Consider the following 15129-nt stretch of genomic DNA (forward strand, 5'->3'; position numbering starts at 1 on the left):
TCTGAGGCTAAACCTTAGAAAGGAGCACGGTGAAAACGTTAGTTCGCTTCTTATGCAATGAATCCGGAGCTGCCGCCCGTACGGTCATCCTCACCCTCCCTCTATATTCTGTTCTGGCTGTTCAGGTAGGGTGTTCATGCCGCCCCGGAGCGCCAGCTCGACCTCCATGGACTGAAGCTAGTTAAGTACCTCTTGCTCAAATTGTACCGTCTTACCATTTTGCATTTGTCTTTACTCCGTATTCAGGTTGGGGCAGGGTCGCGCCGGGATAGGCAGTAGCCGGTATCAATGACTGTCTAGCCACTGCGTAGGTTAGTCCTACCCGGTCCGCACGAATAGTCGAAAGAAATAACGCGCAGGCTGAATCGCTGGCGAAAGAGCGCCATGCCAACCGGATAGCTCCAGAGCGCGGCTCTGGTCACTGCCCGCCAAACGCCCAAAGCCCGCTCCCCGGCCGGTCGCTTCGGCGACGATCTGGCAGCACAACTACCGCGGCCGCCGCAAACAGGCGTGGCAGGACGGCAAAATCAGTGAAGTCATTGGGACTCCGGTGTTACGACTGTCCTGCCCTTGTCATCAAGCTGTTCGGGCTCGCAACCGCGTATGGATGTGGTGATCATTTCGTGGATAGATCCGGTAGGTGGCCCAGCCGTTCGCTAGGGGCGTCTTGTGGATCACGATCCTGAGGTACGGCTTAGCTACCGGATTGGGAAACGCGAACAAATCTGTCGAGCCTTCGACGAACATGTTTGCTCCGACGGGCGTGAGGGACGGCAGATGATCTTCAAGATCATCCACATGAGCTCGATTTGGAAGCAAGCCCGTCCGACGGATAGAACGTGTAGCGCCCGCTCAAATCGGCCGCGATAATCTCAATCGCTACAAAGTACGTCCCGACCGGTGAACATCCTGGGTAGCACCCGGCGCGGCTGCAGCATCTTTAAGATGCTCCCATTTTCAGCGACCAGAAATCTGTTCAGTCTCTCAGGTAATTGAGCATATTGTTGCAGGCGTCCTTGGCCTCAGCGAAGCTCTGCAGCGGCGAGCCGAGCACCCTGATCGAGCCACGGCTCTGGTCAAGCGGACGCCACGAAGCGACGTAGCCGAACCTTCCGCGAAAGCCAGGACCGGTCGGGCTCTGCAAGCTTATAACGAACGAGTAGCCGCCGCTGCGTGCACTCCAAATTTCCATGTTTTCGACAGCGCGGTGGAACTGCAGGGGCATTGGACAGCCAATGCGATCAGAGCTAAAAATATGTCAGGCCGCGACCGCGACAACAACTACAATAAGTAAAATGATAGCGACTAGGTCACGGCCCGCTTCCGCGGCTTGCACGGCGCTCGTGGGTGCCTCCGACTTGGAATTAGCCAACGCAGCGGTATGCACAATCCTGCTCAAGCCCGCACCGCTCAAATCCGGCTTGCCGCCGACAACCGCGTCGAGCTGCATCAACTCGTGTCGGCCTGGCACTCGGATGCAGCTCCTAACCTCGTCAAGCGTGAAATCGTAGCCGTGGCTTTTTCCGACCGCTACAATCGGTGCAAGACCTGTAGCACTCTGCTTAAGGTTTTCGAGCAGATTACCTTCTTTCGCTAGATTCTTGACAAACCGTTCTACCTCAGCCTGCGACATAGCCGGGCCTCTGCTAGATGTTGCTACCTATCCGTCGCCTTGGAAGCGATCGGTGATGACGCCGTAACAAAGCAATCCGCATACCAACCTGAAATTGCTGTTTCCGCTTTGTCTGACCGTGCGTATCGTCAACTTGCCGACATTGGTCTCGAACCTAACAAGCGCTCAGTGTCGAAGTCGCCGCTGAAATGTCCGCTTCCTCTAAGCGCGCCCTTGCACGAGCGCCATCTGCATCACGCTGCGTCAATAGCAGCCGGGACAAAGTCGGCCGTTCGCATCCTGAGGATGTAACATTCCGCTTGACCGATGTAGCTCCGGTTGTCAGTCGGAGGTTGCATCATGGCGCGCAGGATCGGAGGCACTGGAGGCGTCGCGAAGTGCCCATTACACGCAGTGGCAGCCGCAGTCCCGGGATCACCGGCACGGCCGCACCTTAGCCGTACGCGGGATGATCGGCTCGGCTGCTTTGCGTCTGATCGATCCCAACAAGCGCTGCACGATGGTGTGCTGCGGCGGGCCGAACTGCCCGAGGTGCTGTTCAGCGAGGCGGAGACTTGCCAGCGCGCTCAGACGGGACTTGGCCACCAAACCAGCGCTCCATGTCGGCTGGGAGTCCTGTCAATCGGCCCTACCAGATCTGGGCGTTTTGCAAGCAGCACCTCCACCGTAGGCTCGCGGTAAATCGCATGCACATAGGCTTGTGCAGCCAGCTTCGAAACGCGGAAAAGAGCGCATGACGAACATCAATCTTAGTTGCCGGTCCATTGCGGCTGCACGCGCACAGCGAACCATCGCCGATCAAAACACGAAATGGAGAACGCTGGCCCCGAGACGTCGAGGTTTCCAAATGATACGAGGAATGAAGCCGATGGCGCGGATGGTCGTAGCAATAAGGCGCGCGCTCGCCATGTGCGATCTCGACCGGTGCTGCGCAATCTGGTGGCTCTATCGTCTCCATTTCGGATTCACCGGCGACGTGGTGTTGGGGCTCGCCGCGGTCACGGTTGCTCAGGAGAGATCCCGCTGCGGAATTTAGGAATCGTGGCGTCGATTGCCTTCCACACGGGCTCGGCCGCCGAACCTGCCGCAGGTTACGCGTTTGGCTGGCGGACAAAGGCGTCGCTCAACGCCAATCGCCTCAAGTCTCTCCCAGCCAACAGGCCGCAAATCACATCGAGTACCGGCGGCCTGCGCGGGGCACTGATGGTGCCGGCCAACGCGATCAGCAGGCCGCGAAGATCGGACTTGCGCTCGCACTTCACACCTAAAGTCGAAACTGTCGACGGATGATGCTGCCCATAGCCGAGTTGTGAGTGGCGGAACGGTGGCGCAAGCGATCGTCGAGGATTTACGTACTGAGACGATGAGCAAGGCGGCCGCTGCAATATGCCGCCCTTACTAAGAACCGATTGTCAGGTTTGAGACGGACGTCCAAAAGTCGACACTTACATGGGCTGGAAACGACTGGAGAACCTCCAATTTTCAAGCGCCACGCTGCTTGCACTAGCGAAAGCCAGCGGACGCAGTTCCCGCATGGCCGCTCTTTGAAGCCCAGAATGCATCTTCCGAATGCTTCAACTCACCTAGCAAGACGCCCAAGTCCGGCTGGCTGACTTCAGGACAACTCCCATGAAAAATTCGCTTTTTCTCGCAGCGTCGCTATCCATGAGCTGTTTGATGGCCGCGGGACCGTCCCAGGCCCTAGCGCCTGCGAGCGGGGCTGAGGATCCTTTTCTTTGGCTTGAGGAAATTGAAGGGCCGGGCGCATTGGCTTGGGCTCACACCGAGAACGACAAGACTCAGTGCGCTCCAATCTGACCCGCGTTACCAGCGCTTCTACGGGGAAGCGCTCTACGTTCTTTAGGCCAAGGACCGGATTCCGTACGTCTCATTGGGACGGCGCGGTCTCGATAGTTTCTGGCAGGACGAGAACCAGGTGCGCGGCGTCTTGCGGCGTACGACGCTTGAAAGCTATCGCACCCAGAGCCCTCGATGGGAGACCATCCTCGACGTGGATGCTCTCGCTGACGCGGACAAGAAGAACTGGGTTCTTAAAGGGGTGAGCTGCCTTCCGCCCGAAGAGCGCCTATGCTTGCTCAAGCTGTCCGAGGGCGGAAAGGACGCTGTGTTCGTCCGGGAGTTCGACGCAGTCGCCAAAACCTTCGTCACGAACGGCTTCGCACTTCCCGAGGGAAAACAGGAGGTCAGTTGGGTAAATAGGGACACGGTCCTGATTACACGAGATTGGGGCGAAGGGACCATGACGAGAGCCGGTTACCCTTTCGATGTGAAGGAGCTCAAGCGCGCTCAGTCGCTCGCGGAAGCGCACGAGGTCTTCCGTGGCGAGCCGACCGATGTCGCGGCCAGACCATTCGTGCTGCGCGACCTCGAGGACCATCGCTACTTGAACATGGATCTCCTGAAGGAGCACAAGAAGGACGCGCTACGCCAGGCGGCCTGACGATGCTCAGGCCCACCAAGGGGATGGGCCACCCCTCTCCGCCGCCGTCGCTCGCCCGCTGCGCTTCCGGGTGAGGCGAGCGACGGCGGCTCCGAGGGGATGGCTCACCGGACCCCATGATCAATTTGCTGAACTTGACGCACAGAACTGTGGTTGCAGGAATTTCCGTGGCAGATTGAGCGGGCATTGATAGCCCCCACGTACCATTGACCGACTGCGCAAAGGCCTGTCAGCTTGCGGTAAGCTATCACAGATACAGAGCCCTTTGGGGTTAACGGGAAGTGGCAGGGACAGCGCTATTGCTCCAGATCGATCAGCGCCGAGTCACCTTTCCGCTAGTCTCAACGGCAGTGCGGATGTGGTAGGAACTAGTTGGCCTGGTTTCAGCCCCCGGGTCGGTTAGCACCGAGCCGCGCCCGCACTGTTTTACATCTCGCTCCGACCGATCGCGGTCCCTTCAGCGGAAGACGCGCCCCTCTCAGAGAAGTCTTCGCAGATTTTCTAACGCGCTTAATCTTGCGGGCTACTCGATATCCCGGTTAGACCACGCTGCGCGCATTGAATTCGCTCAGAAGTTGTTCCCGAACGACGAGCTTCTATTGTTCGCATTAAGCAAGGTTCAAGCAAGGTTCGCGATGCCGAGAACGTTTCGGGTGCGCGTGCATCTCGGAAGCCCAGCGGTCATGCTGTCCCGTCGCCCACATTGCATCTTTATCCCGATGACGCCCGCATCATTGATGGCCTGGAACAGGCAGAGCTGAGCATGCTCAAACCCGAGCAGAAGAGCCGGAAAAAAGTTGTTCAAGATCTGGCCCGCAACCAACGAAGATTGGGTGCTTGGCTCCAAAGGGAGGGGCGGGGGAGCATAGGAGCCGACTCACCGGCACCAGTGAGCAGCAAAAGTCGCTGAACGACGATCACACGGACTTTGAAAAATCCCATCGAAACGCGGACATGGGCTTCGATCGGCTTCGGAACTACTTATTGCTCGTCGAGGCGAACGCTGCGCTGGGCGTCTCCCCTGAACAGGCGGGTGGGGAGCCGCGGCGTGGCGAGTCGAACTCAACACCTGCCGTACGATTTTCAGTGGCCGACGCCGGAGGCGGTGCCGGATGGGTCGTCGGCGATCTACCGAGGTCTCGACTCCTTCGTTGATCTGCCGCACACCTCGCAGGAAGTGAGAGACGATGCTCAGTCAGTGCCGGTGGGTAGGGCTGCCGCCAGACCGCCGCTCTTCGACGGACCATCGGACGCGCCAGCTCAGTCGCCGGACATTTTCCGCGGTCTTCAGTCTTTCGTTGATCTGCCGTACACGCCGCAGCAGATGTGAGACGATGCTCAGTCAGCGGCGATGGGTGGGGCTGCCGCCAAACCGCCGCTCTTCACCGGACCGTCGGACGCGCCAGCTCAGTCGTCAGACATCTACCGCGGTCTCAACTCTTTCGTTGATCTGCCGTACACACCGCAGCAGATGCGAGACGATGCTCAGTCAGCGGCGATGGGTGGGGCTGCCGCCAGTCCGCCAGTCTTCACCGAACCATCAGACGTGCCAGCTAGTCGTCAGACATCTACCGCGGTCTCAACTCTTTCGTTGATCTGCCGTACACACCGCAGCAGATGCGAGACGATGCTCAGTCAGCGCCGGTGGATGGGGCTGCCGCCAGGCCGCTGCTCTTCACCGAACCATCCGACGCGCCAGCTCAGTCGTCAGACATCTACCGCGGTCTCAACTCTTTCGTTGATCTGCCGTACACACCGCAGCAGATGCGAGATGATGCTCAGTCAGCGCCGGTGGGCGGGGCTGCCGCCAGACCGCCGCTCTTCAACGAACCATCCGACGCGCCAGCTCAGTCGTCAGACATCTACCGCGGTCTCGACTCTTTCGTTGATCTGCCATACACACCGCAGCAGATGCGAGACGATGCTCAGTCAGCGCCGGTGCTCAGCCCTGCCGGTAAACCCGCGTTCTTCGTCGGGCGATCGGGCGTACGTCAGGAGCTTGAGGACATCGGATACCGAGTCGACGAGGATTGGCAGGATGGCTCCCAGCCGGTGCCGGATTTCTTACTCGATGTCCTGGATAATATCGGGGTCCTGCCGACCCAGTTCAGCGGCCCAACCCAGGTCTCCATCAACGGTGAGACCCACTCGATCACATTGGGGCCGCGAGGACGCCGCGATGTGCAATTCATCCATCATCCTCGCCCGTCCCGTGTCCCGGGTGCTCAGATCGGCCCCTCGGCTACCGTTGCCTCTTCCGGCCACCGCGGCGGACCCGTGCTGGGGCCCACGCAGTGGCTGGGTGACGAGCATATCCAGTGGGACTATGAGCTCCTGGCGCAGGAGTTGCAGCAGAACAATCCGGATCTCGCCGCCGGGACGCGGTTCGTGGATCCCCTGATAGCCCAAATGTTGCGATCTCCCTCGAAGGAGGTCGCCGAACGAGCATTAGGGTGGGTTCGCCATGATACAGCCGACTTCCTGTTTCTGCCGGTAAGCGATGCCAGCGATACGGATAGACATCAGCGCGGCAGTCACTGGTCGCTGCTGCTGGTTGATCGCCGCGATCGTGGCGGCCGGTCGCCTATCACTATGACTCCACCCAGGGATACAATGACAGGCCCGCAGCGGAACTCGCAGGACGGCTCGACGCTAGCCTGCAACAGGCCCCGATAAGACAGCAGCAGAACAGTTATGACTGCGGCGTCTTTGTCCTGGACGGCACCCGGGAACTGGTCAGGCGATTGGCAGCAAGACGGCTGGACCTGAACCTCAACAATCTTGTCATCAGTCGGCAGGCACTGCAGGACCGACTAGGCGCTGGTGTCGGCTTCAACTGAATAGGGCGCGACCGAGTGAAATGCTGTTCTCGCCGATCGAAGATCCGCGATCGGTGTGTTCGCAGAGCATCATAGTGTCTCACGTGAGGAGCTGAGTACGCATACGACGAAGACCGCCTGATTGACGCATGCGCGCTGGCACAGCGAGCTCTATGATCGGTTGGGTGAAGGTCAGGCGGCCTGCTGACCGGCGGGCTTAGGGCGCAGGAGCTTCCATTCCCAGGGCAGCAGTTCGTGCAGGCGCGACGCGGAAGATCGGCGATCCGGGCCAGGACCTCGGCGAGCCAGGCCTTGGGATCAACGTCGTTGAGGCGACAGGTCGTGATCATCGTCAGCATGATGGCAGCACGGCCGGCGCGACGCTGGCTACGAGCGAAGGTCCAGTTGCGCCTTCCCAAGGCAATGCCTCTCAATGCGCGCTCAGCGCAATTGTTGGTCAAGCAGATCTTGCCATCGTCGAGGAAGCGGGCGAAGTCGTCCCAGCGCCTGAGCATGTAATTCATAGGCTTCAGGACCTCGGAGGAGCGCGAGAGGGTTTCGCGCTCGCGCAACAACCAGGTGTGCATGTCCTCGAGAAGCGGCTTGCTCTTTTCCCTGGCGCACGGCGCGCCGCTCGTCGGCGTCCCGGCCGTTGATGGTGCGCTCGATCTCGAACAACGCATCGAGGTATCTGACCGCCTCCACCGCGATCGGAGAGATCGGTTTGCCCTTCTTACCTTCCCCGGCATTTTTCTCGGTTTCAGCCAGCTCGAAGAAGCCCCGCCGCGCATGGGCAAAGCAAAACGGCCGCGTGATCCGCAGCACCTTCTTCTGCGGGTCGAACAGCGGCTCGAAGCCGTTGTGGCTTCGGCTTGCACGCGAGGACATATAGATCTCCGACTGGTGGGTTCTCCCGCTTCGCGCGCGCGGCGCCTCGTGGATCACTCCACGGCGAGCCGTCGGTGACGTTGTTACGTGTGACGCGCCGCGCGTGGCGCGGCACACGTGCGGCCCCGCTTTGCACAAACAAAGGCTATGTAAGCTGAACTGGTTTTGGCTTGATTCAGCCCGCCGCGACTGGCTTGCGTGAGCAGGCGGTCCTCTGCAACAGAGTAGGTGTCAGTCTTCGTTCAGCTTGCGCGATCAAGCGTGCGGTATAGAATCGGCGGCAAATAGCCGGACGACGCTCTAGAGCTGCGCGAGAATACATTTCCAGGACAAATACGCGCACAAGAATGTAGAAGAGCAGGGAGCGGCCTAGGAGGCCCTTAGGTGAAATCGCTGGAAGGGCTAATCTGTATTCATGCGTCAGCCCAAAATGGGCTTCTCGAGAGCGCGCCCATCGTTTAGACACCATCGGCAAAGACCCGCAGCTCTCGTCTTAAAGCCTATACGTCTCCAACAAGATATTCGATCGTCCTGAGAGAGGCGGCAAAGGTTCCATGCTCTTCATTGATTGTCTCAGCGACGGGCCGTTCGGAGGAGAAGCGTGCCACACGAAAACCAATCTGAGCCGGCTGCACCCAGCTGATCGTCCCGATTGCGGTGAGGAGGGAGCCATAGCGGAGCACCGCCGCGACAGCGAAATACAGCGAAATCGTCGCGCTGGCTGGTCTCACGAAATTTCATTCTGAATTGGTACTCTTCCAATATTTCCGGGTATTTTCAGTCTTGCGTCGGCCCAAAGTCACTCGCCAGGAATTGCTTGTGGGTCCATTGCTTCAGCGCATCGTCGTTGAGTACCGAGTTGACCAAGGCATTCCAATTCTCACCAGCCTCTCTCCATTTCGTTTTTCGGTCGGGAATGTTCCGGAGCAATCGAAATGCCGTCGTTGCGATCTTGCTTGCCTCTTTCCCTTCAGCAGCCTCGCGGATCACGTCTTTGAACAATTGTTCGGGAAAGGTCCAGCCGGCGCACGTGAAGCGGTCGGCAAACATGTATTCGAACGAGGCGCGAAACACGACCGCCGCTAACGCGTCCTCATGTTCCGAGCCCGCGCTGCGCAGGTCGAACCATTGCAGCAGTCTTCGTACCGCTGCAGCAGGCGAAAATTGGCAGTCCCCCAGCGTGAGAGATACGAACATATACGCGATGTCTGTTTGAAGTTCGTCGTCCAGGGACACGTACCAACGTTTGATTGCTTCAATAGGGGTCATGTGAAATTGCTATGAAAACGCAAAAACAGAATGCGCCCGATCCGGCGCGCTTGTTAACGTAGTGCCATGGCTCTCAATACGCCCGACTGTCCGCAGAGGCCCAGTTGTCTAGGAATCCCTGCTTCTCTGCTGTAAGACATCGACGACGGTACTGCCGCAATTCGATCGCACGTCGCGGTCGGCTGCAAAACAATGCGTTCTTAACAGAAGAGAAGTATCAAGCAACGGTCTACGGTGTTGCCACCCCCAAAATGAAGACATCTCGGTCAGTTGTCCTCACACTCGACGGCGAAATCATACTTATTAGTCCGAGCGGCGCGACCGAGAATGACGCGACGAGCTGTCGAGAATAGCCAGATAGCGCTCTGGGGCGCCCTCCTAGAACACCCCGCCTCCAAACAAAGCATTGGCCAAATGCAGCAGAGTTATCGCTTATCATCGGCGCGCGGAGCAAGGCGCAGAAACGATTGCTAGAGTCGAGGCAAATCGCTGCGTTGGAGCCTCTGAGGACGCAGGACTCCTTGAGCATGCGCACGCCATATCTTGGAGGAATTTGATCATTCGGCTCCGGCTCGAGCTGTTGCAGAGCAGCAGAGTAACCCCAAAGCTCCCGATCCAGAATTTGGGTGCGCTCGCTGTGAGTGTCGCGGCGAGTAGGCTCGTGGTCTCAAGTTGTTGACCAGTTAGGCGTCCCGCAGCTGCTGCTCTCTTGAAGGTTCTTGCATCTTTAACGCGGCGTGCAGGCGCGCCTTTTCCAGTCGTTGCCTGACTCCGCTAAGGCAACTAGCCAGCTTTGCAAAGTCCGCAATATCGAGATAACCAGAAACAAACTCATCGAGTTCTTCCTGCTGAGCCGCGATGCCCGCAAGTGCTCCGCGAGCGCTGTCGGTTAGCGACAGGTGAACGATTCGTGCATCGTTCGCGCAGCGCTCGCGTCGCACAAATCGCTTATCCTCAAGCTGTTTCGAATGCTTCGTAATGAAGGCCGACTCAACCTTCATCAACTTTGCAACCACGTTGACCGGAACACCGTCGCCCTGTTCCAAGTCGAGCAATGCCATCAATATCATCATTTGTGGTGCAGCAATGCCCAGCGCATGCGCCTGGAAATAGCGAAGGTCGTCCAAACACACATTAATGGCTCTGATCTCCCACGTGAATCGCCTGAGCACATCCTGACTTACGGTAAGGCTCTTCCCGAGCCGTCTTTTCGATCCTGGCAGCTTGGACGGCATCAGATTTCAGGAAGCTCCATCCTCAAACTATTCCGGGCGAGCAGAGCTCAGTTGGCGGGGACTACATATGCGCTTACCTCGAAGCGTCGAATCAAATCCCACCAAACTCCCTTCCGTGCCAGCCTTCTTTGCAGGTCCCCCGATGGCGAAGCTGCCTAGGTGCAAAGCACCTTCACACACTCGCCCCGGTGAAATTACTCAAAAACTAAGTTTTACATGCAGAATTCCGGCGTCATGAACTGCTTTTGAGGCAGTTACAGCGTGGGAGGCCCTGAGTCCGCTCCAAAAGAGGCACTGCCGCGCCGCGCGCTTGGACGGCGAGAATTTCTAGGTTATCGAGAGTTGCTCACTGAATCACTAGAACAACGCGTACGCCGCAGGATCAACCTGTCGGAGCCGGCTCCAGGCTTCGAAAGCAGGAGCCGGAGAGCAAGGCTGGTGCACGGACGGTCCCGATGTCGGACGCGAACCCGAAAGGTTCGTCGAATCTTGCCAGAAGCCTGATATTCCTGACTGTTCGATTAGAACGTTGGGCCGTTAGGGATCGAAACTGACCGGCCCTGGACACCCAGCGCTCCACGAAGCGGAGCCTGCACGTCGCAGACGCAAAAAAGAAGTGCGAGAGCGAGTGCACGATCTAACGTCCTAGGTAGCTTGACGAGCTCAGCAACTGCTTAGGCAATCGGGCTTCTTTAAACCGGCTGGCCAGCTCCTGATGTCTTCAAAGAGGGCGGCGCAAGGCGTTTTCGAACGGTCCTCTGTCGCAAATGGCTCCGACTGCGGCGGTCGTGACGCTGCCGATCGAGAGGCCTTGATCTAGCTGCGTGCCTCATAGGTTGTCCCAGGGACGGCCCAATCTCCTCCTCTAATTCGCCGACGAAATCGAAGTCGCCAGACTGCGTCTCTAATCTATTGCCGCTAGGCCGCTGCGGCACCAACGTTCGGCAATAGCTCCCTATTCCACGATAAGTCACACCCTGGATCGAAAGACAAGTAATCGCAAGTCAGTTCTTCACCGGGTTGTACGTCACGGGCCGTGAAAATTCTGCGATGATCGTCTTGATATGTGTTTGGATGACTGCTGTGATTCATGAAGCGAGCGTTGTCAGCATTATACTCTACGATACCGTCATTAACCTTGTGGTCTCTCGGATAGGCATGTTTATCAAGTAGAGCTTGAAATGTTGGAGCTAGAGTTTCGTATTGTTCGCGCGTCACCGCAATGTCAACGATCGGGTTGTGAATCCAAACTAACGCGCCTTTAGGCAAACGAGTCGCGGAGAAAAGTCCAATACCGCCAAACTGGTCTGGCTTCAAAATAGTCTCAATAATTAACATCGAAGAAATCTCCCAAAGTCACTAAGCCCAGCAAGCTAACTGACGTGAGCTGCGAAATCCCCTGCACGAATTGGTAGGGGCGTCTATCCGCGCCTTCAGCACAATTTGGAGTTCCTCGGCATTCGTTTCGGCTGCACGCTCCGGATCGCCTTGCGCGGCACCGCCATCGTGGTGATGCTGGAAAGGGTACAGGTCGGTGGGATTCCGAGCAAAGATCCGCGCCCATCAAGGTGGCGAGTTCGTGTCGCGCGATCGCGACCTGTGGACTCGCGGCACGCTGGACTTTCTCGCGACCCTGCAAGCCGCCGACAAGGCCTTCAAGAGCAGGGGCCGAATGCGTCAATGCCCATTCGTTCCTGTGCCTTGCCAGGAAGAAAGTGAAGACATGGGCAGACATTATAGCGACGAGCGGGCCCGTGAGGGGCGGCAGTCACCTCCGATTTCTCTGCACTATCACCTCGCCGCAACCAGCCCGTCAACGTGATCACGCTCCTTACAAACAAAAAGGCGCCATGGCTGTTCGGCTCAACAAGGAGCCGCTAAGCGATGGCGCCCGCAAGTTCATCGGGGCCGACAGCGCTCATCCGCACCGCCCAGAATGTCACTAAGCTCGCAAGAATCGCTGAAGCAAGCTATCGTCCATCAACAGGTCCGCTAGCTGAGCTATCTGGACTGGCCCCTCACGTACCGTCCCTGGTGTCTACATCTGTGAATGATGGATGAGCCGAACGTCATTGGGCCTCCCGGCCCCAAGAGGCCCGTGTAACGCTCGCCGCGAATGTCGTATTGCTTTATCGGCTGCGCTGCGTCCGGCAAGAGGCCCCAGCGGCCGAGCTTCGAGACCATCGTATTGGGGCGGGCTGTGTGCCGTGCGAAGAGCCCTCAGGAACGGCGAATGATGCAGCGTAAATCTCGCGGCCCGCGGGCGACGTCGTCTCAGCCCTGGCTGACTGTCGATCGAGGCTCGGCACCGACCACGTCCTCGATGATGCCCGGGTGCTGGTACCGGCGCTGTTCGCGCCAGCCTATGTTGGGGGCCGCACCGGAGCCGAGCATTGGTATCTCACCGAACAAATTTAAGGACGTAGTGGTGATTACCGGTCGGGCCCTTCGCCAGAAGCATCTGACGCGACAAGGAGTTGAATTCACGCTCAAGCATCTTGGCGCTGAAAAGATTTTCGGCACCAAACCGGTCTGGCGCCATGGTCCCCGTCTCTGACATTCACCGGACCATCATCGACATGCTCGACAATCCCGCGCTGGGCGGCGGCATTCAGCAGGTATCGGATTGCCTGAGTATCTATCTCAAGCGGACCGATCGCAATGATCAAACGGTCATTGAATATGGTGAGCGGCTCGGCAGCGGCGCCGTGTTCAAGCGGCTTTCTTGCGGAGCGGCGACATTCGGATGGCGCATCAATTGCCGAACTGTGGCACACGCGGCTCACGGCAGGAAATGCGAAGCTTGATCCACGCTGGATTGTTCGTGCCTCGTCTCAAGATGGCAGCTCTTTGTGCCGTCGACCTAGGTTCGCGGAGGCCGAGATTGATCGACAATCGCGAAATTCTTGCCATCGCAGGGCAGACCTCGCTCGGTCCGCATGTTGTCGAAAAGGACTATGTTCTCGGCTGATTGCTCGCCGGCATCTAGCGCAGCCAAGATCAGCTACAAGGGGACCGTTTCACCGACTCGCCCTCTTCCGCGAATTAAACTTGATCTGACGGCTGACGAACGCATCGTCCTGCCACATCTTTCATCCTTATTCCGACAAGCCTGAAGACGGCATCGAGGTACTGGCCTACGACTACGTTGAGGGCTTCGCAGAAAAGTTCAGGGCTTTGGCCGAGCGAACGCGCCCCGCGCAATCTCTACGATGTCGTGAGTCTTTATCGAAACGCCGATTGTCGAGCGGACAGAGTCATGTCTCGATCGAGCGGCGTCCCCTTAGGGGCGCCAGAAAATAATTTCAGGCCGACCGCCTGCCTCTTGGGGTGCGTGTCTAATATCCTTGTGAGGCAGAGACTTATGGTGGCCGCCTCGGGACGTAACGGAAGGAATCGAGTTAGAGGTTTTCACCCGTTCTGTCGGCGTAAGATAATCTGGACTTCGGCATCGCGCTTGCCAACTGCAAGCGCTTCGAGATCAGATATATTCACTCGACCTCATGGTACTCGGCCCGGTCGAAATCCGAGCCGAACAGCGCTGCCGCGGCGTCATAGAGCGCGACGGTATTGACGGTTGACTGCATAGCGTACCAGGCGCGCAATGCCTCGATCGCCGATGCATGGGCTCGCAACGGTCGCAACGGGGTTTGGCGGTCGAGGACCTCCAGCTTAGGCGCCTCCCGCTTCGTGCTGCTCTCGAGGATATTCCGATGCAGTTTCATTTCTCCGCCTTCGCCGTCCTAGTGGGTCCGCCAGACTCTATGCGCTCGGTACCAGCCTGCCAGTCTGCGCCGTGTTGACGGATCATTTCGCGATGGGACCGTTTGATGAAGGCGCGCTCGACGCAAAAGCCGGCGGCGACTGAAGCGGCTAGCGCTAGGCCGCACGCGACGTAGTCATCCAGCAAACTCCAAATTATGTTACTGCCGGCGACGACGACAAAAGTGAGTGCCATGACGGTACTGCGAAATGCCTGAGCCATGCTTGTTCCCCCGAGCCGATCGGCGAGGGATATTAACATTGCAACCAAGACGTTCCGCGGCGTTTGAAGGCAGGATCCGTCGTATTTCTGCTAAATCAGCTTGTGGTCGCGCGCGATGTCGCGCGCGGCTAGACGGCACTCAGCGGTGCGCCAGTTCGCGCGAGGAGGGGGTGTGCTAGGGTTAAGGCGTCTGCCGGCAGCTTCCCTTCGGCCTGCTTTGAGAGTTGCTCTTCCTAGGCTTGAAATGGACCGCGACCTCCTCAACGAGCAGAAATTCTAATGATGGCTCCGCCATTTCTCCACAAGATTGCGTGGCTTAGCAGCATAGCTGGCGTTTCAACAGCGCGGTGGACTGCAAGGCAAGCCAGTTACGCGTCCTGCACCGAACCTGGATGACCTCGAAGGTGGGGTGGACGATGAAGTCGATGTATCGTTCCAGAGAATTTCAGCGACATCTCCGCTTCTATAGGCCCCGTCACTTCAGTGCGACCAACAAACAAGGTTTTTCATTCGGGGGCCGCACTCGCCTTGCCCTAGGAACACGCCTTGGCCGCTCTCGTTCAACTTGGAGCGGTTCGCTTAACCTAACCAATCGTCACCTCGTTAACGAGCTTACGGGCAAAGGCGCTCGGGTTCAGTTTCTCAAGGAGATATTGTTCCTGGGCCGGTCCATAGCATTCTGGTGGAAATCGCAGCTCACTAAGCGTCGCCCGCGGCAAGAGTAGCGCCCACGACAGGATTGAAGCAATTCAGCCAAGATTGCATCAAACACACGTTGGATGTCCTTCGAACAAATGTCCACGAGACCGCAGCCGACATCCGCGCCGGCTCGGAGGTTC

11 protein-coding genes and 1 pseudogene are annotated in these 15129 nt (G+C 58.2%); 4 read left to right on the forward strand and 8 right to left on the reverse strand.

The window, feature by feature from the left end:
* Positions 1-1258: 1258 nt before the first annotated feature.
* Positions 1259-1633, reverse strand: a complete 375-nt coding sequence (locus ACNJX8_RS08775) for a Nif11-like leader peptide family natural product precursor (RefSeq protein ID WP_439360279.1) — start codon at positions 1631-1633, stop codon at positions 1259-1261.
* A gap of 733 nt (positions 1634-2366) precedes the next feature.
* On the opposite strand from ACNJX8_RS08775, the gene ACNJX8_RS08780 reads away from it, so the two are divergent.
* The 3 genes and pseudogenes from ACNJX8_RS08780 to ACNJX8_RS08790 all read left to right on the forward strand — a co-directional run bounded on the left by ACNJX8_RS08780 (position 2367) and on the right by ACNJX8_RS08790 (position 6770).
* A complete protein-coding gene (locus tag ACNJX8_RS08780; protein ID WP_439360280.1) occupies positions 2367-2669 on the forward strand; it encodes a hypothetical protein in 303 nt (100 codons plus the stop codon).
* 900 nt (positions 2670-3569) lie between these two features.
* Positions 3570-3995 (forward strand): annotated as a pseudogene (locus ACNJX8_RS08785) (S9 family peptidase); the annotation flags it as partial.
* Between the two features lie 1743 nt (positions 3996-5738).
* Complete coding sequence (locus ACNJX8_RS08790) at positions 5739-6770, forward strand: hypothetical protein (protein WP_439410316.1); 1032 nt, start codon at positions 5739-5741, stop codon at positions 6768-6770.
* Between the two features lie 16 nt (positions 6771-6786).
* On the opposite strand, the gene ACNJX8_RS08795 is transcribed toward ACNJX8_RS08790, so the two are convergent.
* The 6 genes from ACNJX8_RS08795 to ACNJX8_RS08820 form a co-directional block, all read right to left on the reverse strand.
* Entirely contained in the window at positions 6787-7437 is a 651-nt protein-coding gene (locus tag ACNJX8_RS08795) for an IS66 family transposase (protein ID WP_439360282.1), read from the reverse strand.
* Positions 7355-7801: an IS66 family transposase gene (locus ACNJX8_RS08800; RefSeq protein WP_439360283.1), complete on the reverse strand. Its 447-nt coding sequence runs from the start codon at positions 7799-7801 to the stop codon at positions 7355-7357. The genes ACNJX8_RS08795 and ACNJX8_RS08800 overlap by 83 nt, the downstream gene beginning before the upstream one ends.
* A 500-nt stretch (positions 7802-8301) precedes the next feature.
* Positions 8302-8532: a hypothetical protein gene (locus tag ACNJX8_RS08805; protein ID WP_439360284.1), complete on the reverse strand. Its 231-nt coding sequence runs from the start codon at positions 8530-8532 to the stop codon at positions 8302-8304.
* A gap of 46 nt (positions 8533-8578) precedes the next feature.
* The gene (locus tag ACNJX8_RS08810; RefSeq protein ID WP_439360285.1) at positions 8579-9070 is read right to left on the reverse strand and encodes a hypothetical protein; all 492 of its coding nucleotides are present in this window, start codon (positions 9068-9070) and stop codon (positions 8579-8581) included.
* A gap of 683 nt (positions 9071-9753) precedes the next feature.
* A complete protein-coding gene (locus ACNJX8_RS08815) occupies positions 9754-10305 on the reverse strand; it encodes a MarR family transcriptional regulator (protein WP_439360286.1) in 552 nt (183 codons plus the stop codon).
* Positions 10306-11223: 918 nt separating this feature from the next.
* Positions 11224-11643: an SET domain-containing protein gene (locus ACNJX8_RS08820; RefSeq protein WP_439360287.1), complete on the reverse strand. Its 420-nt coding sequence runs from the start codon at positions 11641-11643 to the stop codon at positions 11224-11226.
* A gap of 1241 nt (positions 11644-12884) precedes the next feature.
* Here ACNJX8_RS08820 and ACNJX8_RS08825 point away from each other — a divergent pair.
* Complete coding sequence (locus tag ACNJX8_RS08825) at positions 12885-13112, forward strand: hypothetical protein (RefSeq protein WP_439360288.1); 228 nt, start codon at positions 12885-12887, stop codon at positions 13110-13112.
* Positions 13113-13796: 684 nt separating this feature from the next.
* Here ACNJX8_RS08825 and ACNJX8_RS08830 read toward each other — a convergent pair.
* Complete coding sequence (locus ACNJX8_RS08830) at positions 13797-14030, reverse strand: hypothetical protein (RefSeq protein ID WP_439360289.1); 234 nt, start codon at positions 14028-14030, stop codon at positions 13797-13799.
* Positions 14031-15129: the final 1099 nt, after the last annotated feature.

It is taken from the genome of Bradyrhizobium sp. SPXBL-04 (assembly GCF_051853035.1).
Lineage (GTDB): Bacteria > Pseudomonadota > Alphaproteobacteria > Rhizobiales > Xanthobacteraceae > Bradyrhizobium > Bradyrhizobium zhanjiangense.